Source organism: Alteromonas sp. BZK5, from assembly GCF_014349115.1.
Lineage (GTDB): Bacteria > Pseudomonadota > Gammaproteobacteria > Enterobacterales > Alteromonadaceae > Alteromonas > Alteromonas macleodii.
Genome location: NZ_JACSOE010000029.1, coordinates 15,585 through 35,744, shown reverse-complemented (window position 1 = coordinate 35,744; position 20,160 = coordinate 15,585). Strand labels below are relative to the sequence as shown.

Genomic DNA, 20,160 nt, shown 5'->3' with positions numbered 1-20,160 from the left:
GTTTTACTCCTGCGCCATTAATTGTTTAACGATTTCATCGCCTACTTGCGACGTGCTTGCCGCTTGGCTGCGTTTGTCAGAAGGAAGTAACTCGCCTGTAAGTACACCTGCTTCTAGCGTTGCCACTACTGCCTTTTCAATTGCGTCGGCAGCATCATTCAAGTTCATGCTGAAACGCAGCATCATGGCGGCCGATAAAATTTGTGCGATAGGGTTAGCAATGCCTTGGCCTGCAATATCTGGAGCCGAACCGCCTGCTGGCTCATAAAGGCCAAAGCCTTCCTCGTTCATGCTTGCCGATGGCAACAAGCCCATAGAGCCCGTCATCATAGCGCATTCATCAGAAACGATATCGCCAAAAAGGTTTGAACACAGCATCACATCGAACTGCGCTGGGTTCTTCATTATTTGCATAGTGGCATTGTCGATGTAGATATGGTCAAGTTCTACATTTGGATAGTCTTTTGCGACTTCTTCAGCAATTTCACGCCATAAACGACTGGTTACCAGTACGTTAGCTTTGTCTACTGAAGTCACTTTGCCGCGACGCTTCTGTGCTGCTTCAAACGCTGCAATAGCAATACGGCGAATTTCACGTTTACTGTAGCGCATAGTGTCATACGCGAATTCTTCTTCGCCTTCACCTTCTCGGCCCTTCGGCTGACCAAAGTAGATACCGCTGGTTAACTCGCGCACTACCAAAACATCTACGCCTGATTTAGCAATGTCTTCACGAAGGGGAGACAGGCTTTCAAGGCCCGGATAAATTCGAGCTGGGCGCAAGTTGCTGAACAGGTCAAAATGACTGCGAAGGGTAAGTAGTGCGGCACGCTCAGGACGTTGCTCTAACGGCAAGGTGTCCCACTTAGGGCCACCGATACTGCCAAACAAGATCGCATCGGCTTGCTCACAGCCCAAAAGCGTTTTTGAGGGTAGCGCTTCGCCTTCAGTATCAATGGCATAGCCACCTACAGGATATGCAGTACGGTTGAGGGTGACGTTAAACTTCTTTTCAACAGCATCTAAAACCTTATTGGCTTCCTGCATAACTTCTGGGCCGATACCGTCTCCGGCTAATACGGCAATTGAATACTGGCTCATTTATACTCCTGCAACGCGTTCTTGTTGATTTTTTTGCTGATCAATTTGATCGGCTAAATATGTGTTGTTTAATACAAAGATAAGGGCTTTAACGCCGGCTTCCACAATATCTGTAGCCAAGCCGATTCCATGGAAACGACGGCCTTTATATGTAGCGATAACGCTCACTTGCGCCAAAGCGTCGGCACCTTCACCTTTTGAATCTAATTTAAAGTCGACAACTTCTAAATCTTCGTGACCTAGTATAGACATGATGGCCTTATAAGCCGCATCTACCGGGCCGTTTCCAATACTAGACTGGGTAATCTCTTCAGTGCCCACTTTCATTTTAACGGTAGCACTTGGAATGATTTCACGGCCTGAATTAGCTTGAAGATAAAGCAACTGGAAGTGTGCTTGGTCGTGCTTTTGCTTATCGAAGAACAACAAGGCTTCAAGGTCGTAATCGTATACTTGGCCTTTTTTATCCGCTAACTTTAAGAATGCGTCATACACCGCTTCTAAGTCATAGTCTTCGGTTTTATAGCCAAGTTCGGTTAAGCGATGTTTAATCACATGACGGCCAGAGCGAGACGTTAAGTTTAGGTTGTTCTTATTAATACCCACACTTTCTGGGGTCATAATTTCATAGGTATTTTGCGCTTTTAAGACACCGTCTTGGTGAATACCAGATGAATGGCTAAACGCATTCGCGCCAACAATGGCCTTGTTTGATTGAACTGGCATGTTACAAAGCTGGCTGACTAGCTTAGATGTGCGCGATATTTCGGTAGAATTAATGTTAGTTTCAAAGCCCAACATGTTCTTACGGGTTTGTAAGATCATGGCAATTTCTTCAAGTGAAGCATTACCAGCACGCTCGCCAATACCGTTTATAGTACATTCAACCTGTCTGGCACCTTGCTCAACAGCTGCTAATGAATTTGCTACCGCTAAGCCCAAGTCGTTGTGACAATGCACTGAAATGGTTGCTTTATCGATATTAGGAACGCGATTAAACAATTGCTGAATAATAGCGCCAAACTCTGTAGGTGTTGTGTAGCCTACGGTGTCCGGAATATTTACCGTGGTCGCGCCAGCGCTAATAGCGGCTTCAACCATTCGGCATAGGTAATCAATATGGGTACGCCCCGCATCTTCACAGGAAAACTCTACATCGTCAGTATACTTACGTGCATGTTTCACCGCGGCTACGGCCATATCTACAATTTCATCTTGTGATTTGCGAAGCTTGGCACCTACGTGAATCTCTGACGTTGCGATGAAGGTGTGAATTCTGAATTGCTCAGCAACGCTTAATGCTTGTCCGCATGCATCAATATCACCCGGCAATGCGCGAGATAGGCCACAAACGATAGAGTTCTTAACTTCTTTGGCAATCATTTGTACAGAGCGAAAATCGCCGGGTGAAGAGACAGGAAAGCCTGCCTCAATGATATCAACGCCTAACCGTTCGAGCGCCAGGGCGATCTGCAGTTTCTCTTTGGCACTTAGACTTGCAGGTAAAGCCTGCTCGCCGTCTCGCAATGTGGTATCAAAGATCTTCACTTGATTTGTCATGACGCTCTCTCTGTTGAATAGTTAAAAAAAAACCCGTGCTTGGCACGGGTTTCTGTGAAATTAAATCGCTGGTCGCAATCTACCCGTGCAGTCTGGCTGCCATAAGGAGTAGAGATAGAAGAAGGAAACGAATACGCATTTGTTGTTTCTTTGCTAACCAAGTTGATAGCGACAATGTACCCATGTGGCTTGAAGAGGTCAACCATTGTTTACAATAATGAGTATATTTTTCGTGTATAAATGCTTTCTTTTACTTATTTAGGATATGTGTCCTAGCGATCTTGGTCTGAGAGCAACGAAACCAGTAGCTACAACCATTTATGAGGGGGGAATTTACTATAGATGATGTTGGTTAGGATGTTTGTACTAAATTTGGCTGTAGATATGCAAAAGATATTGTGGTTTTTTATGCGGGTATACTGGGTTTTTATTCTTTCCGAGGCTTTGTTACCTATTAAGCAGCGTAAAGTTCTTCCAGTTGATTTGAGTAGATAAGCGCATTTCGCGAAGGGATAAGGCACGTGGTGAACGCTTGGATTTAAAGCTCCATGCGTGGCCACAGCATGCAGCGGTCATTATCGCCTTTGAAGGCCGCAGCAGTATTTTGTTTTGAACTGAAAGTGCCGTGGCCGCTTCCATTTCATCGCGTAGTGGAGTTGAAGAAATGCACTCCCCTGTATTGGCAAACCATCCATTTTTGTTCAGATGGAGCTGGGTATTGTCTTGGTTTACCATATCAATGGAATCAAGCTCAATGTGAGAGCCTTCCATGTTTAAAATTAAAACAGGTACAACAAGACCATACCTAGCGTTTTTTCTATACCACGCTTCTCGCTTTTCTACATCGTCTAAATGATTAATGCCGGGGCACTTTGCAGATTGCTTGGCATACCAACTTCCATTATGGGTATCTGTTTTTAGCGGGGATGGATTGTTTGAGTTGCCATTATTTATCATATATCGAGAAATAGCTTTCACGTGATAAGGAAGCCCGCCCATTCGACGCTTAATCAGCGATAGGTTTTTTATCTCGCTATGAGCTAGAGAGACGATTTCTCTTTCATACAGAGCGGTACATATTTCATTGAATTGAGGGTGGCTTCCGCCGAGTTCACCAGCTTCACTGAAAAAGCCAACTTGGGAGTTGGGTATAGAGTGGGAAAGTTTGTCGCTTGAAGCCATCGGGATTATCAAATTCCTGTCTAAAGTCTTTTAACCCTAGCAAGATTAGGCGCTTGTTGCTACATGGTTTCATTAAACAAGGCGAAAAATAGACATAAAAAAGCCGCTATATAAAGCGGCTTTTCATCATTGTCTCAAGCTTAAATTATTGACCTTTAATTTCGCTGCGGCCTTTGTAAGTTGCAGCGTCACCTAGTGCTTCTTCGATACGAAGTAATTGGTTGTACTTAGCAACGCGGTCAGAACGGCATAGTGAACCCGTCTTGATTTGGCCCGCTGCTGTACCTACTGCTAGGTCGGCAATAGTGGCGTCTTCAGTTTCACCAGAACGATGAGAGATAACTGCCGTAAAGCCTGCATCTTTTGCCATTTTAATAGCGTTAAGGGTTTCAGTTAGTGAACCGATTTGGTTGAACTTGATAAGGATTGAGTTACCAATACCGTTATCAATACCGCGCTTAAGAATTTTAGTGTTAGTTACAAACAAGTCGTCACCAACTAGCTGTACTTTGTCGCCAATCTTCTTAGTTAGGCTTGCCCAGCCGTCCCAGTCGCTTTCGTCTAGGCCGTCTTCAATTGATACAATTGGGTATTGTGAAGAAAGGTCAGCAAGGTAATCGCCAAACGCTTCTGAATCGAAGCTCTTGTCTTCACCAGATAGTACGTATTTGCCTTCTTTATAGAATTCAGACGCCGCGCAGTCTAGTGCAAGGGTGATGTCTTCATTCATTTTATAGCCAGCGTTTTCAACGGCTTCTACGATTACTGCAAGCGCTTCAGCGTTTGAGCTAAGGTTAGGGGCAAAACCACCTTCGTCGCCAACTGCCGTGTTAAGGCCTTTAGCAGAAAGTACTTTCTTAAGTGCGTGGAAGATTTCAGCACCCATACGTAGTGCTTCTTTGAAGCTCTTCGCGCCAACAGGCTGTACCATGAACTCTTGAATGTCTACGTTGTTGTCAGCGTGCTCACCACCGTTGATGATGTTCATCATAGGTACTGGCATAGAGTATTGGCCAGATGTACCGTTTAGGTCTGCAATGTGCTCGTAAAGCGCTACGCCTTTTTCCGCTGCAGCCGCTTTAGCTACAGCAAGAGAAACTGCAAGAATTGCGTTCGCACCAAGGGTTTCTTTGTTTTCTGTGCCATCAAGGTCAATCATGATGCCGTCGATATCAGCTTGCGCTAGTGCGTCTTTGCCGATAAGCGCTGGCGCGATGGTATCGTTAACTGCTGCAACTGCCTTTGTTACACCTTTACCTAGGTAACGAGACTTGTCGCCGTCGCGTAGCTCTAGTGCTTCGCGGCTACCAGTAGAGGCACCAGATGGTGCTGCAGCACGGCCCATTACGCCTGATTCTAAGTATACATCTGCTTCTACGGTAGGGTTTCCGCGTGAATCTAAGATTTCGCGTCCGATAATGCGACTGATTTTCGCCATGTTTTTTCCTCAACAATTGAATGGGGTGCAACGGGAGAGAGCACCCCTTTTATTAGAAATTAGTGATTTTCTTTCTGGTATTTTCCTGCCGCAGCAACGAAACCAGTGAATAATGGGTGTCCATCCCGAGGAGTTGATGTGAATTCAGGGTGGAATTGGCCCGCAATGAACCAAGGATGATCAGGGATTTCCACCACTTCTACAAGTCGCTTGTCAGTGGACAAACCACTTACTTTCAATCCTGCAGCTTCAATTTGGTCACGCAGGTTGTTGTTCACTTCGTAACGGTGACGGTGACGCTCATAAATTTCGGCATTACCATACATCTCATGAACTTTTGTACCTTCAATAAGGTGGCAAAGCTGGCTGCCTAAGCGCATAGTTCCGCCAAGATCTGAGTTTTCTGTGCGAGTTTCAGTTGTTCCTGCAGCATCTAACCACTCAGTGATAAGGCCGACTACAGGATAAGGCGTTTCAGGGTCGAACTCTGTGCTGTTCGCATTTTCCATACCTGCAACATTACGCGCGTACTCGATAAGCGCTACCTGCATACCTAAGCAAATGCCAAGGTAAGGGACTTTGTTTTCACGGGCATAACGCGCAGCAGCAATTTTACCTTCTATACCGCGTTCGCCAAAGCCGCCAGGCACCAAGATAGCATCTAGTTTTTCTAGAATTTGGGTACCTTTACTTTCCACGTCTTGTGAGTCAATGTGGTGGATGTTCACAGTTAGACGGTTTTTAAGGCCAGCATGCTTAAGCGCTTCATTAACAGACTTATAAGCGTCAGGTAATTCAACATACTTGCCTACCATGCCAATGTTAACTTCTGCGGTAGGGTTTGATTCTGCGTAAAGTACTTGTTCCCACTCAGATAAGTCGGCTTCTTCACACTCAAGACCGAAGCGGTCTACAACTAACTGATCCATGCCTTGTGCTTTAAGTGCAGCAGGGATGCGGTAAATGCTGTCTACGTCTTTCAAAGAAATAACGGCTTTGTCAGCAACGTTTGTGAATAGGGCGATTTTCGAGCGCTCACTAGCCGGCAATGCACCTACTGAACGACAAACTAGGATATCTGGTTGAATACCAATAGAGCGAAGCTCTTTTACCGAGTGCTGCGTAGGCTTAGTTTTTACTTCACCTGATGCTGGCATATAAGGTACAAGAGTTAGGTGCATGAACATAGCGCGTTCACGGCCTACTTCGGTACCTAGCTGACGAATTGCTTCCAAGAAAGGTTGTGACTCGATGTCACCTACGGTTCCGCCCACTTCAACAATAGCTACATCGTGACCTTCAGCTCCTTCAATTACGCGGCGCTTAATTTCATTGGTGATATGAGGGATAACCTGAATAGTTGCACCAAGGTAATCACCGCGACGCTCGCGCTTTAACACTTCTTCATATACACGGCCGGTAGTGAAGTTGTTGCGCTTAGTCATGCGGGTGCGAATAAAACGCTCATAGTGACCAAGATCAAGGTCGGTCTCAGCGCCGTCATCGGTAACAAATACTTCACCATGCTGGATAGGGCTCATAGTGCCCGGGTCGACATTGATGTAAGGGTCGAGTTTTAACATGGTTACGGTGAGACCGCGAGCTTCCAGAATTGCGGCCAACGATGCTGCAGCAATACCTTTACCTAGCGATGAAACTACACCACCGGTGACGAAAATATAATTTGTCATGCGAAACCTAGAACGTTTGGGTTGTATGGTAAATATAGGCTGAGTTTAGAACAAAACCAGCTACACTTTGGACGGGGCGATAGTATACGCAAATTCATGTGGGCAGACAATCAATTTGCCCACATGATGCGCAATTTATACGCGCTTTAGCTTGCTTTAAGATTGGCTCAGGCGCTTAAGTGTGTAGATAAGGTCTAGCGCTTGGCGCGGTGATAGCTCATCGGGTGACAAGTTTTCAAGGGCTTCTACTACCGGGTGCGGCTTATCAGGGAACAGCATTTCAGCTTGGCCTTTGGTATTTGATGTAGCTTTAACTGATGCGCTTGTTTTATTTGCACCTTTTACCGAGCTCTTCGCTACAAAAGCCTCATCGTTGGCTTTCTCTGATCCATCTTCCGTGCTGGTCATAAGGTGTGATGATTCCAACACCGCAAGCTTCTGTTGCGCCGCTTTTATTACCGCCTTAGGTACGCCTGCAAGTTGGGCAACTTGTAAACCAAAGCTTTTGCTCGCCGCGCCTTCTGATACCGTATGCATGAAGCGTATAGTATCTTCAAACTCCATCGCGTCTAAGTGCACATTCACTACGCCACTTTGCGTTTCCGGAAGTTCAGTTAGTTCAAAGTAATGAGTGGCAAAAAGCGTATAAGCATTCAGCTGCTTTGCTAAATAACTTGCGCATGCCCAAGCCAGTGACAATCCGTCATAGGTACTGGTACCTCGGCCTATTTCATCCATTAATACCAGAGAGTTTTCTGTAGCATTGTTGAGAATGTTCGCCGTTTCTGTCATCTCAACCATAAAGGTAGAACGGCCTGAGGCTAAGTCATCTGATGCGCCTATACGGGTGAAAATACGATCAAGTTTTCCTATGTGGGCGTTTTCAGCAGGTACAAAGCTACCAATACAGGCTAGTAACGCAATCAACGCTGTTTGGCGCATATAAGTTGATTTACCGCCCATGTTGGGGCCAGTAATAATCAGCATACGGCGCTCGGTGTCTAGCTGAAGCGGGTTGGCAATGAAGGGGTCTTTCATTACATTCTCAACCACAGGGTGGCGACCGGCATCATAAGTAAGCGCACATTCTTGACTCAAATGAGGTCGATACCAATCAAGGGAGACTGCGCGTTCGGCAAAACAGCATAGCACGTCTAATTTGGCTAGCGCCGCGGCGGTTTCAATTAAGTTGTTTAAGTGCGGCGCAAAGTTGTCGAACAAGGCTTCATAAAGCTGCTTTTCAAGAGCAAGCGCAGCGCCCTGACTGCTTAGCACTTTATCTTCGTGCTCTTTAAGTTCTGGCGTTATATAACGTTCAGTGTTTTTAAGGGTTTGTCTTCGAATATATTCAGCGGGCGCCAATGCACTGTTCGCCCGGCTAATTTCAATAAAGAACCCGTGAACTTTGTTATAGCCCACTTTTAGCGTAGAAATGCCGGTGCGCTCGCGTTCACGCTGTTCCATAGCGTCTAAGTAGTCGGTAGCTCCTTGTGATAGCTTGCGCAATTCATCAAGTTCGGCGTTGTAGCCCTCGGCAATCACGCCGCCATCCCGTATTACCACTGGCGGGTTATCGATAATGGCATCATTTAACAGAGCTTGAAGCTCAGGGTAAGTGCCAATGGTTTCGCTGATACTTCTGATTTGGCCTGTGTCGAATCGCGCTAGGGCATCTTGTAAATCAGGCAGCGCATTAAACGCATTTTTTAGGCGAGCAAAGTCCCGTGGCCTGGCTGAACGAAGGGCTAAGCGCGCCATAATACGTTCTATATCACCAATGTGCTTTAACGCGGTGCGAATATCTTCAGGGTCATCATTAATAAACGTTTCAACAGCATCTAAACGGCTGTGCAGCTCATGCTGGTCGGTTAAAGGCGAGTGAACAACGCGCTGTAGCATACGACTACCCATGGCCGTAGTGGTGGTATCCATCACGCTGAACAGCGTATTTTCCTGTCCGCCCGACAAATTATGGGTAAGTTCTAGGTTTCTGCGGGTGGCAGCATCAAGCTGAACGCGGCTGTCTTGCTGTTCGGTCTGAATGCGGCGAATGTGAGGCAGAGCAGTACGCTGGGTATCCTTTACATATTGTAAAACGCAGCCCGCTGCGCCTAAGCCTTTAGTGACGCCTTTTATTCCAAAGCCATCTAATGTTTTGGTTTCAAACTGTGCGTTTAGTTGCTCTGTGGCGGTATCAATGTCGAATTCCCATTCAGGACGGCGTCTAAGTCCTTTGCGGTTTTCAACCAATGCTAAGCTTTCAAATCCTTCAGGATAGAGTAGTTCAGCTGGGTTAATGCGCTGAACTTCAGCAAGTAGGCTTTCATCGCTGTCACATTCAAACACAACAAAACGACCGCTTGTAACATCTAGGGTTGCCAGCCCATAGTGCATACTGTGACCACAAACGGCGGCCAGAATATTGTCGCGACGTTCTTCTAACAGCGCTTCGTCGGTGACTGTACCGGGCGTAACAATGCGTTGTACTGCGCGTTCAACAGGGCCTTTACTGGTGGCTGGGTCGCCTACCTGTTCACAAATGGCTACTGACTCGCCCATTTTCACTAAGCGTGACAGATAACTTTCTACCGCATGATAAGGCACACCAGCCATAGGAATAGGTTCACCACCAGATTTTCCTCTGGCTGTTAATGAAATATCCAGTAATTCAGCAGCTTTTTTGGCATCGTCGTAAAACAACTCATAAAAGTCGCCCATGCGATAAAACAGTAAAATATTCGGATGCTGCGCCTTAATAGTCAGGTATTGGCGCATCATAGGAGTATGTGATTCCAAAAAATGCCTCTGCGAATTTGTTGCTGGGTTTAATGCCTGTTGAGGGGAATAAATGATAAACTCACGCCCACTAAGATCAAGCGAAGATCTGATAAAGCACAACAGGTGTAATTAGGTATATCCAAATGAGCACAACATTTTCAACTGATTCGACAGCAAACGCCACCCCTTTAACGCTTGATAGCGCATTATCTGCGCAAGTTCAGGTGTTAGGCGACGCACTAAGGGAAAAAGGTTGGACTGTATCAAGCGCTGAGTCGTGTACAGGCGGAGGAGTCGCTTTTGCTTTTACCAGTGTGGCTGGCAGCTCTGATTGGTTTAACCAATCCTGGGTGACGTACTCAAACGACGCAAAGCAAAGCATACTGGGCGTAACAGAGCAGACACTAAAAGAGTACGGCGCGGTGTCGAAGCAAACGGTAATTGAAATGGCAGACGGCGTGCGCCGTAATAGCGGAGCGCAACTTGTTGTAACGGTGAGTGGCATTGCCGGTCCTGGCGGTGGTAGCGAAGAAAAACCAGTGGGCACGGTATGGTTCGGCTTTTTATGTGGAGAACACGAAGCGCAAATTAAACAGGTGTTTAGCGGCAATCGCGACGAAGTACGTCAACACGCTATTAGCTTTGCGATTACTCACTTAGTTAAAATGTTGAGTGAAAATTAAAAACACTGGTTGAAACTGTATGCTTGTACAGTATAGAATGTGATCATTATTTGGTAATTTCATACAAGATATGGAAAACACCAATACAGAATTTAACCGCAAATCCTAGAGGATACATACGTGGACGATAACAAATCAAAAGCTTTAACCGCCGCAGTTGGCCAAATTGAAAAGCAATTTGGTAAAGGCGCAATCATGCGCTTAGGCGATAACCAAGCCATGGATATTGAAGCGATTTCTACTGGCTCACTTACCATTGATATCGCTCTAGGTATAGGCGGTTTGCCATGTGGACGTGTTGTTGAAATCTACGGGCCAGAATCATCAGGTAAAACCACGCTAACACTTCAAGTCATAGCTGAAGCTCAGAAGAAGGGTAAAACCTGTGCCTTCGTTGATGCGGAGCACGCCCTTGACCCGGTATATGCTGAAAAGCTTGGCGTAAACATTGACGAGCTATTGGTATCTCAGCCGGATACTGGTGAGCAAGCGCTAGAAATTTGCGACATGCTAGTACGCTCGGGTGCGGTAGATGTTGTTATTGTTGACTCGGTAGCGGCGCTTACACCTAAAGCTGAAATTGAAGGTGACATGGGTGATTCTCACGTTGGTCTTCAGGCGCGTCTAATGTCGCAAGCGTTGCGTAAGCTTACTGCAAACATCAAGCGTTCAAATACACTGTGTATCTTCATTAACCAAATTCGTATGAAGATTGGTGTTATGTTTGGTAACCCAGAAACTACAACCGGTGGTAACGCGCTTAAGTTCTATTCTTCTGTTCGTCTAGATATTCGCCGTATTGGAGCAGTGAAAGAAGGCGATGAGGTAGTAGGTAACGAAACTCGCGTTAAAGTAGTGAAGAACAAAGTTGCACCTCCGTTTAAGCAAGCTGAATTTATGATCCGCTACGGCGAAGGTATCAGCAAAGAAGCTGAGCTTATTGACCTTGGTGTTAAGCAAAAGCTAGTTGATAAAGCGGGTGCTTGGTACAGCTACAAGGGTGACCGCATTGGTCAAGGTAAAGCGAACGTGATGAAGTTCTTAAAAGAGAACCCTGAGATCGCAAATGAGATCGAAACTAAGATCCGCCAAGAGCTTTTGCTTTCTAAAACAATGAAAGCAGAGGAAGCGGTACCTCAGCAAGAAGACGATGTGCTTCCTGAGTAAAATTAGCGCTTAACCGCATATTAAGAACCCACCGCTAGGTGGGTTTTTTTATGGCTTCATCAAAGAGTATATTAAGAAATATTTACTAACACTTAATGCAAGGCTGAAACTTGTACAACAAATAAAAACAAGGAATGCTGTAATAAATATTTGTAAGTACAGACTACTAGGATGAAATAGCTATCGCAGCCTAAGCTGGTTAAGTACGCTAAAACAATTTTAAACAAATAGAACGGCATAATTTGCGGCTACAGCAAAGCAAGCCTACAACAATAATGAACGGTGCTACTGTTCACACGTGAGAAGAGGGAAGGGAAATGATTGAAATATCAGGCCTTGCTAAGCGTTTTGAGGTGGAGAACCCGAAAAAGCTTAGCGAACAGGAAAAAAAGGACCCGCGATTAAAAGGGCGCTATTTCCAGTCGGTAAGGGATGTGTCGTTTACTTGCGAAAAAGGACAGGTGCTTGGGCTGTTAGGGCCAAATGGAGCTGGCAAAACAACCACACTTCGCATGCTTTCAACAGCACTAAAGCCTGATAGCGGAAAAGTTATCATTGGTGGTGAGGATGTGCTTTCTAACCCTAATATTGCCCGTAAAAAAATTGGCTTTTTATCTAGTTCCACAGGCCTTTACGGTCGTTTGAGTGGCCGGGAGAATATTAGCTACTTCGGTGAGTTGCACGGTATTCCAAAAAATGTGATTAACGCGCGTATTGAAGAATTAGCTGACTTACTCGATATGCAAACCTTTCTTGATAGACGTGCCGAGAATTTCTCATCAGGGATGAAGCAAAAAGTTTCTATTGCTCGCGCTGTTATACACGAGCCTGAACTAGTGGTACTGGATGAACCCACTACCGGCCTTGATATTATGGCAACCAGTACCGTGATGGAATTCATTCAACGCCTTAAAGATAAAGGTACCCCGGTTATTTTCTCTACTCACCACCTTGATGAGGTGCAAACCCTTTGCGATAAGGTGACCGTGATTAACCAAGGTGAAACAGTATTTAAAGATTCGCTAGCTGCCTTTAGCGCTTTGTCGGGTAATGACGGGGCTGGCGGGCAAATGCATAAGAGCTTCCTAAAAACACTATCAATGGATTCTGAGGAGATGGGTAATGTGGTTAATCTTTAAAAAGGAATTCAAAGAACTATTACGGGATAAGAAAACCATTATATTCATGATTGGTTTACCGCTTTTGCTATTCCCAGCTATTTTCGGTGTCGCGTTCTTTTTCATGAGTTCAGCGGCGGATAAAGCGGAAAATAAAGTACTGAAATACGCGATAGTTGGTGAAGCTTACGCGCCAGCAATTGTTCAGTCTTTTAACGACGCATCAGATAAATTCGAATCGGTTGCGATTGGCGACGAGACTGACTACGCCAAACTCATCAAAAACGAAACGTTGGATTTTGTTTTGGTTATTCCTGAAACCTTTGATAGCGACGTTTTGCGTTCAGGTCAGCATAAGATTGAGCTTTATCTCAACGATGCTGGTCTTAATAAGGTGATGGGGCGTGTATCCGACATCATTGATGAATATACCGATGCATTCCAACAAACCGCTTTTGCGCAGCTTAATTTAGATGAAACTCAGCAAGAGGCCTTGCTAAAGCCAATCAAGATAGAAAAGCAAAATGTCGCCGACGATCGCGAAGTGTGGGGTGAACGCTTAGGCGGTATGCTGCCATATTTCATCTTCATCTTGTGCCTTCAAGGCGCTATGGCCCCAGCGGCTGACTTAGGTGCCGGTGAGAAAGAGCGGGGTACATTAGAAACACTACTTATATCGCCGATGAACCGTCATAAGCTGGTACTGGGTAAATTCTTTACTATCGCTACTGCGGGGATAATTACTGCGCTTATTACCGTTTCTTCCATGGCTATATGGGGACTGGTGTTATCGCAAGGCATGGCCGTTGAGTTTGTGGTTAAGATCATGTCGATGATTGGTCTTGTGGACTTCCTGCTGATCTTTCTAATGTTGGTGCCAGTGGTGGCAGTTTTCGCCGCTATTCTACTATCACTTTCAATTTATGCTCGCTCGTTTAAAGAGGCGCAAAGCTACATGGGGTCGTTAATTATGGTGGTTATTTTCCCTGTAATTATAGCCATGATGCCGGGTGTAGAGCTTAAAGGCGGCTGGGTTTGGGTACCGCTGACTAACGTTGCCCTAGCGATGAAAGAGCTGTTCAAAGGTACCATGGACTACTTTGCACTCTTTGGCATATTCACGTCTACCGCAGTTATTGCAACCGGACTGATTTTCTTCTGTATCCATTGGTTTAACAAGGAAAAGGTCCTGTTTAGATAACAAAACTGCTTACCTAGCACCATGTGGATGTTTAGCATCTTTGTAATAAGCCTGCTAAAAGTGGGCTTATTCTTTGTGGCATCAAGGTTTTTTACAAGGTGGACAATTCAACACTCGAAGTGCAGGTTCAATACGCTTTAGTTTTGTGTTTACTACACTTCAAAGTCGATACGCTTGATAATTCCCTCCCAACCAGGAGGGATTTTTCCTTGAAGGACATAAGAATAGGCCAGCAACTCGGCAATTACATAATACAGCGATTCAGGGATATCTTGCCCCACATCAAGGGTAGCAAGGACTTCGCTTAAGTATGGGTCTTCGTGAATTAATATCCCGGTTTCTTCAGCCATGGCTATGATGGCTTCCGCCAAATCTCCATAGCCTTTGGCAACCACTTTAGGTGCGTTTTTCTTATCGCCGCCGTCATATTTTAGGCCGATGGCGAGTTTTGTCTTTTGCGAATCAGTCATAACGCTTTACCTAAACCCTAGTTTCAAAGATTTGATGAGGGCGCGAATTTAATGTGTCCGGTATGTGGCCTCGCTGGTAGCTGGTGTTTTCAACAACCAGACCGAGCGACGTAAGACGTTTATGTAAATAGGGTAGGGTGTCTCCGATACGTTTAAGTACCTCATCACTTGAGGCATACAAATCTAAAGTAATGGTGCTTTTATCAATTTTAGATTTTGCCAACACTTGTCCGCTGTCACCAATATCCAGTTTCATCGTGATATTCCAAAGAGAACGCTGGCCTGCTTGTGCGTGCTTATTGTTCTGGCCACCCTGCTCTCGTTTTATCAAGAGTTCTGGTGGACTTTGATGTTGTGAAAGTGATGGCAATATGTAATAGAAACTATCTTGCCCTTGAATACGGCTATCTACATTAGCAATTTTGTTTTGCTGGTGGCTACTTAGCAGCGTTTTAAGTTGAGAAAGCAGCTGTTGTCGGCCGTCTAGCTGGTTCATGTCTTGGCTAACGCGACTTGGTTGAGCCGTTACCCCCATATTCGCTAACGTTTTTGAAACGATAGAGTCAGGCGCATCTATTTGCGTTTTTAAGCCAGGCTGACGCTGCATGGCACGCCCCGATAGTGCTAATTGAATCAAAGCAACCAATCCTTGAACAAAGCTGGAAGCGTTTACGGGCGAGGTTAAGTTTATTGGTGTGGTAACGAGCGCCTGTGTAGATATAAGCTGCTGCAAGCGTTGCGACAATCCTTGTTCATTCATATCTAGCGCTAGTTTCTTTGTTCCGCTTTTTACCACCTCGATAGCACTTTCATTCTCGCCAGCTACGCTCTCATTTGATTTTGAACCCGCTATAGTGGCGTGACTATCTGAAACCACTGGCGCTATTTCTGCCCCTTTACCTTGTGTAGCCGCCAGTTGTGCAGCGATATTGCTCAGTAAACTATTTGATAAGCCTTTGGCCTGTGAGCTTAACGCTTGTGCGAGAGAGGCAAGTGATACAAGCGAGGGTTTACGCCCACTGTCTTTTCCTTGCAGGCCATTATTCTCTGCTGAAGCGGCATCTTTCCCTTCAGTTAATATAGCTTTTGCCGATGCTAGCAGTTGTTCCTTGGGTGGCTTTGGAGGGCCGATAAATTCCCCATTGGATACCTTGGCTTGAGAAGCCTTCGCGTTGAGCGCATCAAGGCCTTTAAGTTGCTGCAAAATTTTATCAAAATGCTGAGCTTCATGTGCTTGAGGAGCGCCGCTGCCTGGCGGTGACTTTCCATTCTCAACAATAGCAACGAGTTGGCTTAATGCTTGGCTGGTACTGCCTGTTTGGCTCAATAATACCCGAGAAAGTGTACTAATTGCGTTGTGTACATCCGTTCCTTTAAGCGATGTGGGAGCCGCTGCCTTTAGGTTTGTAATGGATGAAGAGTCTTCAAGCGAGCTATTTCCCGTGACTGCTTCGAGCCCTTTCGCTGTCGCTTTTGGTAATTGCGAAAGGTTAAGTTTATTTACCTGCTCCTGCGTCAGAGTCGGGGCCGAGAGGGAAGACCCCTTGCTCTGAGGTACAACAATTTGTAATACCGCATTTTGTTGTGATGTACGAATCGAGAGCTTGTTGTCAGTTAAGGTCAACGCAGAAAGCACTTTTAACGCGTTAGTGTCGGCACCAGAACCTTTTAAAAGCGCGTTAAGTCGAGGCGGGTTACTCAAGTTATGCTCAACAGCTACGCCACCTTGCTTAAGTGCGCTGGAAATGAACTGTTGTTGTAAGTTGGTACTTACATTTTTATGAGTCATGGCAGCGAAATTATTGTCGTTGGTTGTTGGGCGAGCGCTTTCATTGGACAAACCTTGAGAGATTTGCAGCGCGATTCCACCGTTGCTAGCTCGGCTTAGTCCTATGACGACCTGTTGTCCAACTAGCTTTTGAAGCGCTGCTTTAGCCGTGCTATCAAGCTTTTCAGTATTAATGTCCGATAGGGGAATAACCTCATTTTTAGCGGTGGTGAGCATGAGTTGCCCAAAATTTTCACTCTTTGTAGAAATAGAAAGTTGACCTTTAAGCGTAACGGCGGCGTTATTTGCAGCAAGAGCTTGTGCCACGGCTTTCAGTAATTCAGCTTTTTCGGGCGCAGACAATGACACGCCTTGTTGAGACAAGCGTGTAGAAAGCAGCACTGCAGACTGAGTGTCTACCTGACTTTGAGAAGTATTTTGAGCACTTTTCGCTTCTGGGCCTGAGATATGATCAGGGGAGGTAGGCAAAAGTGCAAGCTGCGCATTATTAATTGCTTGGTTAGAAAGCTTAGCGCTGACTTCTGCGGGTAAGGCAACGTTGAGTACTTGAGCTGCTGACGATACATTATTTGGTGTCACCGTTATCGATAGCACTCGTTCAGGTAAGCGTTCAACTATTACTTTCGCGGCATTATCTAAGGTGGCTGCCTGCGACAGCGCAGCGTTGGCAATAGCGGGAGAAGTACTTCGACTCGCCCCTTGAGTAGCGGCATCAACATTTACCTGTGACGGTAAAGATGTAGGGGAAGTCGTGCCCTTTGACTGATTCAGAGTCGCTGCCAATAGTGATGATAATGGTGTTGTCATAATTAAGATATCGGCACAGTCGCGCTTTTCCTTACTTATTTGAGTATAGCAAATTTGACTATAGCAAAGTGCTTTGAGGCTGTTTCATCATTAATAAGTGCTCATCGATAACGTACAGCGAAACCATTCGTTCTTAAGGCAGATGAACAATTTATTTTTGCGCAGAAAGACAACTCACCCTTGTTCTACTGGCTCTGTGGAAAAATGCCTTTGTCTTTGAAGTAAATCATATTTAATTGGAATTCGCGACTGCGAAAAAGCGTTCATGTGGTAGACTAGCGCCATTTTTTAAAACCTCTTTTTTAGGTTGGAGTAGCCAAGTAGTGTTAGAGGCGTGCGGATTAACGTGCAGCAAACGAGATAGAACCCTTTTTGAGGGGCTTTCACTGGTTGTTAATACTGGTGAGTTGCTGTACTTGCGCGGCCCTAACGGTGCAGGAAAAACCAGCTTACTTCGCATATTAACTGGGTTGAGTGCACCTGAGTCGGGCGCCGTTTTATATAACGGTGTAAACATTTCCGAAGACAAGACCGGCTATTATCGCGATCTTTTCTATTTAGGACATAAGAGCGGTACTAACGGCAGCCTTTCAGCCTTGGATAACTTATCATTTTGGTTAGCCCAGCACAGTATATCGGTACAAGAAAATACGCTGTATGACGTCTTGGCAAAAGTAGGGTTAGTTGGGCTTGAAGATGTGCCTGTTAGGTATTTGTCGGCAGGTCAACAGCGTCGTGTGGCGCTATCAAGACTATGGCTTAAGCCAGCAAAGGTGTGGATATTAGACGAACCGTTTACAGCGCTTGATGTAAAAGGGGTTCACTTACTTGAAACAAGTATGAAAGAGCACGTTAGACGCGGTGGTCTTATTATTACCACTTCGCATCAAACACTGTCAGAAAATGCTGGGGAACACCGCGTATTTGACCTGGAGTACCGCTTTTAATGTCACTTTACCAAGGTATTTTTAAACGCGACATGCACATTGCGTTCAATCAAAAAGCGGAATTGGTGCAACCACTGATGTTTTTACTCATGGTGGTAACCTTATTCCCTTTAGGTGTAAGCCCTTCTCCTGATACCCTTCAGCGCATTGGACCGGGGGTAATTTGGATTGCGGCAATTTTGTCATCACTTATGGCAATGGAAAGACTGTTTCGCGATGACTTCCAAGACGGTTCGCTAGAACAGTATATGCTCTCTGGTCTGGCATTGCCGGCGGTGAGCGCGGTGAAGGTAGCTGCCCATTGGCTGGTCAGTTTTGTGCCTTTATTATTGCTTTCTCCACTGCTAGCGATGTTTTTGAATCTAACGGTCGATATGTATATCGCCCTCGTTTTAACATTGTTGCTGGGAACGCCATTACTTTCTTTAATTGGCGCCATTGCGGTAGGACTTACCGTTGGATTGCAAAAAGGTGGGGTGCTGTTGGCATTGCTACTTATCCCTGTCTTTATTCCGTTACTGATATTTGCCACGTCGGCTGTGGATTCTGCCGCACTGCAATTACCTTATCATGCGCAACTTGCTATTATTGCCGCCATGCTTTTATTGGCTGCGGCATTGGCACCGTTTGCCATCGCGTATTCTTTAAAAGTGAGTCAAAACTAATGTGGAAGTGGTTACACCCCTACGCGAAGACAGAGCGCGCGTATCAGCTCTGCCTAACTTTACAGCCTTGGTTTTGGGTTGGTGCTTTAGTGTGTCTGAGCATTGGCACTGTATGGGGGCTGGCATTTGCGCCTCAAGATTATCAGCAAGGTGATTCGTTTAGAATTATCTATATCCATGTACCTAGTGCAATCTTGTCTATGGGTACTTATGTCGCCATGGCAATTGCAGCCTTGGTGGGTATGGTGTGGCAGTGGCGCACTGCCTATATGAGCATGATTGCTATGGCGCCTATCGGCGCAGTAATGACGTTTATCGCTCTATTCACGGGCGCCGCCTGGGGCAAGCCAATGTGGGGCGCTTGGTGGGTGTGGGATGCACGCCTAACTTCAGAGCTTATTCTGCTTTTCTTGTACGTAGGCGTGATTGCGCTTTACGGTGCTTTTGAAGACAAACAGCAGGCAGGTAAAGCCGCAGGCGTGATGGCGCTGGTGGGTGTAGTAAATATCCCCATTATTCACTACTCGGTAGAGTGGTGGAACACGTTGCATCAAGGGGCGACCATTAGTAAGTTCGATAATCCTTCGATTGCTCCTGAAATGCTGTGGCCACTGTTAATTAATTTGCTGGGTTTCGCGTTTTTTATTGGCGCGGTAACGACAGTGCGTTTACGTAATGAGATTGTGCTTAGAGAGTTGCACAGACCTTGGGTGCAAGCCTTGGCTATCAGTCAGTTAGCTTCTAAACAGCAAGTTAACCACAGCGTGAAAGGGGGCAACTAATATGCAGTTTGAATCGTTGGCCGACTTTATCAACATGGGGGGCTATGCATTTTATGTATGGCTGTCGTTTGGTGTGACATTTGCGGCCATGGCTATCATCGCCATCCAAAGTTTTATTAAACACCGTAACCTTTTAAGACAGGTTGTGGTGGAACAAGAGCGCAAAGCGCGGATTAAACAAGCGCGACAGCAACAGCAAGACAGCATGTAGTATTAATGCGAAAAGTGAACTTAGTATTCATTTGCGTTTTTATCGTTTATTAGTTTTTTCGAAGTGAGAGTTGCATGAACCCGAGACGAAAGCAGCGACTAGCCGTAGTGGGAATTATCGGTTTTTTAATAGTAAGTGCAATTGGATTAATGCTTTACGCCCTAAATGACAGTATTGACCTTTTCTATACGCCAAGCGAGATCATTGAAGGTAAAAATGGTCAGAAGCCACAGATAGGCCAGCGCCTTCGCATAGGCGGAATGGTAGTGCCGGGTAGCGTTAGCCGCGACAGTGAAAGCTTAGCCGTCAGTTTCGACCTTATCGATACCGGTCCTACCGTTACCGTAACCTACACGGGGATCCTTCCTGATTTATTCCGCGAAGGTCAGGGCATTGTCGCTACCGGCGTACTCACCGATGTTGGGGCGATTAAAGCGCAAGAAGTATTAGCTAAGCATGACGAAGAGTACATGCCGCCAGAACTTGCTGAAAAAATGAAAGGCATTAAGCATGTAAAACCTGAAAATATGCCAACGTATGAGTCGTCAAACGGCGCCGGGAGCAAATAAT

17 protein-coding genes are annotated in these 20,160 nt (G+C 45.7%); 9 read left to right on the top strand and 8 right to left on the bottom strand.

What is annotated here, in order from left to right; genetic code table 11:
- Positions 1–3: 3 nt before the first annotated feature.
- From leuB to mutS, 6 genes are all read right to left on the bottom strand, one after another.
- Positions 4–1,101 carry a 3-isopropylmalate dehydrogenase gene (gene leuB, locus BIZ39_RS10525; protein WP_187446934.1) on the bottom strand — a complete coding sequence of 366 codons (1,098 nt, stop codon included), beginning with the start codon at positions 1,099–1,101 and terminating at the stop codon, positions 4–6.
- Positions 1,102–2,661 carry a 2-isopropylmalate synthase gene (gene leuA / locus BIZ39_RS10520; RefSeq protein ID WP_187446933.1) on the bottom strand — a complete coding sequence of 520 codons (1,560 nt, stop codon included), beginning with the start codon at positions 2,659–2,661 and terminating at the stop codon, positions 1,102–1,104.
- 447 nt (positions 2,662–3,108) lie between these two features.
- On the bottom strand, positions 3,109–3,843 hold the full coding sequence (locus BIZ39_RS10515; RefSeq protein ID WP_187446932.1) for a hypothetical protein: 735 nt from the start codon (positions 3,841–3,843) through the stop codon (positions 3,109–3,111).
- A gap of 145 nt (positions 3,844–3,988) precedes the next feature.
- Positions 3,989–5,281 carry a phosphopyruvate hydratase gene (gene eno, locus BIZ39_RS10510; protein ID WP_014975823.1) on the bottom strand — a complete coding sequence of 431 codons (1,293 nt, stop codon included), beginning with the start codon at positions 5,279–5,281 and terminating at the stop codon, positions 3,989–3,991.
- 59 nt (positions 5,282–5,340) lie between these two features.
- Positions 5,341–6,972, bottom strand: a complete 1,632-nt coding sequence (locus BIZ39_RS10505; protein ID WP_061094373.1) for a CTP synthase — start codon at positions 6,970–6,972, stop codon at positions 5,341–5,343.
- A 156-nt stretch (positions 6,973–7,128) separates the two neighbouring features.
- Complete coding sequence (gene mutS, locus BIZ39_RS10500; RefSeq protein WP_187446938.1) at positions 7,129–9,750, bottom strand: DNA mismatch repair protein MutS; 2,622 nt, start codon at positions 9,748–9,750, stop codon at positions 7,129–7,131.
- Between the two features lie 143 nt (positions 9,751–9,893).
- On the opposite strand from mutS, the gene BIZ39_RS10495 reads away from it, so the two are divergent.
- The 4 genes from BIZ39_RS10495 (at position 9,894) to BIZ39_RS10480 (ending at position 13,919) form a co-directional block, all read left to right on the top strand.
- A complete protein-coding gene (locus BIZ39_RS10495; protein WP_014978518.1) occupies positions 9,894–10,433 on the top strand; it encodes a CinA family protein in 540 nt (179 codons plus the stop codon).
- A 120-nt stretch (positions 10,434–10,553) separates the two neighbouring features.
- Positions 10,554–11,600, top strand: coding sequence for a recombinase RecA (gene recA, locus BIZ39_RS10490; protein ID WP_187446931.1), 1,047 nt, complete (start codon positions 10,554–10,556; stop codon positions 11,598–11,600).
- Positions 11,601–11,917: 317 nt separating this feature from the next.
- Positions 11,918–12,739 (top strand): ABC transporter ATP-binding protein, encoded by an 822-nt coding sequence (locus BIZ39_RS10485; protein ID WP_187446930.1) that lies wholly within the window; start codon positions 11,918–11,920, stop codon positions 12,737–12,739.
- Positions 12,723–13,919 (top strand): ABC transporter permease, encoded by a 1,197-nt coding sequence (locus tag BIZ39_RS10480; protein WP_187446929.1) that lies wholly within the window; start codon positions 12,723–12,725, stop codon positions 13,917–13,919. Before BIZ39_RS10485 ends, BIZ39_RS10480 begins: the two co-directional genes overlap by 17 nt.
- 152 nt (positions 13,920–14,071) lie before the next feature.
- On the opposite strand, the gene BIZ39_RS10475 is transcribed toward BIZ39_RS10480, so the two are convergent.
- Both BIZ39_RS10475 and BIZ39_RS10470 read right to left on the bottom strand, forming a co-directional pair.
- On the bottom strand, positions 14,072–14,389 hold the full coding sequence (locus BIZ39_RS10475) for an EscU/YscU/HrcU family type III secretion system export apparatus switch protein (protein WP_187446928.1): 318 nt from the start codon (positions 14,387–14,389) through the stop codon (positions 14,072–14,074).
- 10 nt (positions 14,390–14,399) lie between these two features.
- Positions 14,400–16,985 (bottom strand): flagellar hook-length control protein FliK, encoded by a 2,586-nt coding sequence (locus BIZ39_RS10470; RefSeq protein WP_187446927.1) that lies wholly within the window; start codon positions 16,983–16,985, stop codon positions 14,400–14,402.
- 323 nt (positions 16,986–17,308) lie between these two features.
- Between BIZ39_RS10470 and ccmA the strand changes: the two genes are divergently transcribed.
- From ccmA to ccmE, 5 genes are all read left to right on the top strand, one after another.
- Complete coding sequence (gene ccmA / locus BIZ39_RS10465; protein WP_043959982.1) at positions 17,309–17,932, top strand: cytochrome c biogenesis heme-transporting ATPase CcmA; 624 nt, start codon at positions 17,309–17,311, stop codon at positions 17,930–17,932.
- Positions 17,932–18,597 carry a heme exporter protein CcmB gene (ccmB, locus tag BIZ39_RS10460; protein ID WP_012517453.1) on the top strand — a complete coding sequence of 222 codons (666 nt, stop codon included), beginning with the start codon at positions 17,932–17,934 and terminating at the stop codon, positions 18,595–18,597. Before ccmA ends, ccmB begins: the two co-directional genes overlap by 1 nt.
- Positions 18,597–19,379 (top strand): heme ABC transporter permease, encoded by a 783-nt coding sequence (locus tag BIZ39_RS10455; protein WP_020742985.1) that lies wholly within the window; start codon positions 18,597–18,599, stop codon positions 19,377–19,379. Before ccmB ends, BIZ39_RS10455 begins: the two co-directional genes overlap by 1 nt.
- 1 nt (position 19,380) lies before the next feature.
- Entirely contained in the window at positions 19,381–19,590 is a 210-nt protein-coding gene (gene ccmD, locus BIZ39_RS10450; protein WP_020742986.1) for a heme exporter protein CcmD, read from the top strand.
- 74 nt (positions 19,591–19,664) lie between these two features.
- Positions 19,665–20,159: a cytochrome c maturation protein CcmE gene (gene ccmE / locus BIZ39_RS10445; RefSeq protein ID WP_015066378.1), complete on the top strand. Its 495-nt coding sequence runs from the start codon at positions 19,665–19,667 to the stop codon at positions 20,157–20,159.
- Position 20,160 lies beyond the last annotated feature (1 nt).

Excerpts from the sequence above, each read along its gene's own strand:
- leuB (WP_187446934.1), bottom strand. The coding sequence starts at position 1,101 with ATGAGCCAGTATTCAATTGCCGTATTAGCCGGAGACGGTATCGGCCCA.
- mutS (WP_187446938.1), bottom strand. The coding sequence starts at position 9,750 with ATGATGCGCCAATACCTGACTATTAAGGCGCAGCATCCGAATATTTTA.
- BIZ39_RS10505 (WP_061094373.1), bottom strand. The coding sequence starts at position 6,972 with ATGACAAATTATATTTTCGTCACCGGTGGTGTAGTTTCATCGCTAGGT.
- BIZ39_RS10455 (WP_020742985.1), top strand. The coding sequence starts at position 18,597 with ATGTGGAAGTGGTTACACCCCTACGCGAAGACAGAGCGCGCGTATCAG.
- ccmD (WP_020742986.1), top strand. The coding sequence starts at position 19,381 with ATGCAGTTTGAATCGTTGGCCGACTTTATCAACATGGGGGGCTATGCA.
- eno (WP_014975823.1), bottom strand. The coding sequence starts at position 5,281 with ATGGCGAAAATCAGTCGCATTATCGGACGCGAAATCTTAGATTCACGC.
- BIZ39_RS10480 (WP_187446929.1), top strand. The coding sequence starts at position 12,723 with ATGTGGTTAATCTTTAAAAAGGAATTCAAAGAACTATTACGGGATAAG.
- ccmB (WP_012517453.1), top strand. The coding sequence starts at position 17,932 with ATGTCACTTTACCAAGGTATTTTTAAACGCGACATGCACATTGCGTTC.
- BIZ39_RS10485 (WP_187446930.1), top strand. The coding sequence starts at position 11,918 with ATGATTGAAATATCAGGCCTTGCTAAGCGTTTTGAGGTGGAGAACCCG.
- leuA (WP_187446933.1), bottom strand. The coding sequence starts at position 2,661 with ATGACAAATCAAGTGAAGATCTTTGATACCACATTGCGAGACGGCGAG.
- BIZ39_RS10495 (WP_014978518.1), top strand. The coding sequence starts at position 9,894 with ATGAGCACAACATTTTCAACTGATTCGACAGCAAACGCCACCCCTTTA.
- BIZ39_RS10515 (WP_187446932.1), bottom strand. The coding sequence starts at position 3,843 with ATGGCTTCAAGCGACAAACTTTCCCACTCTATACCCAACTCCCAAGTT.
- BIZ39_RS10475 (WP_187446928.1), bottom strand. The coding sequence starts at position 14,389 with ATGACTGATTCGCAAAAGACAAAACTCGCCATCGGCCTAAAATATGAC.
- ccmE (WP_015066378.1), top strand. The coding sequence starts at position 19,665 with ATGAACCCGAGACGAAAGCAGCGACTAGCCGTAGTGGGAATTATCGGT.
- BIZ39_RS10470 (WP_187446927.1), bottom strand. The coding sequence starts at position 16,985 with ATGACAACACCATTATCATCACTATTGGCAGCGACTCTGAATCAGTCA.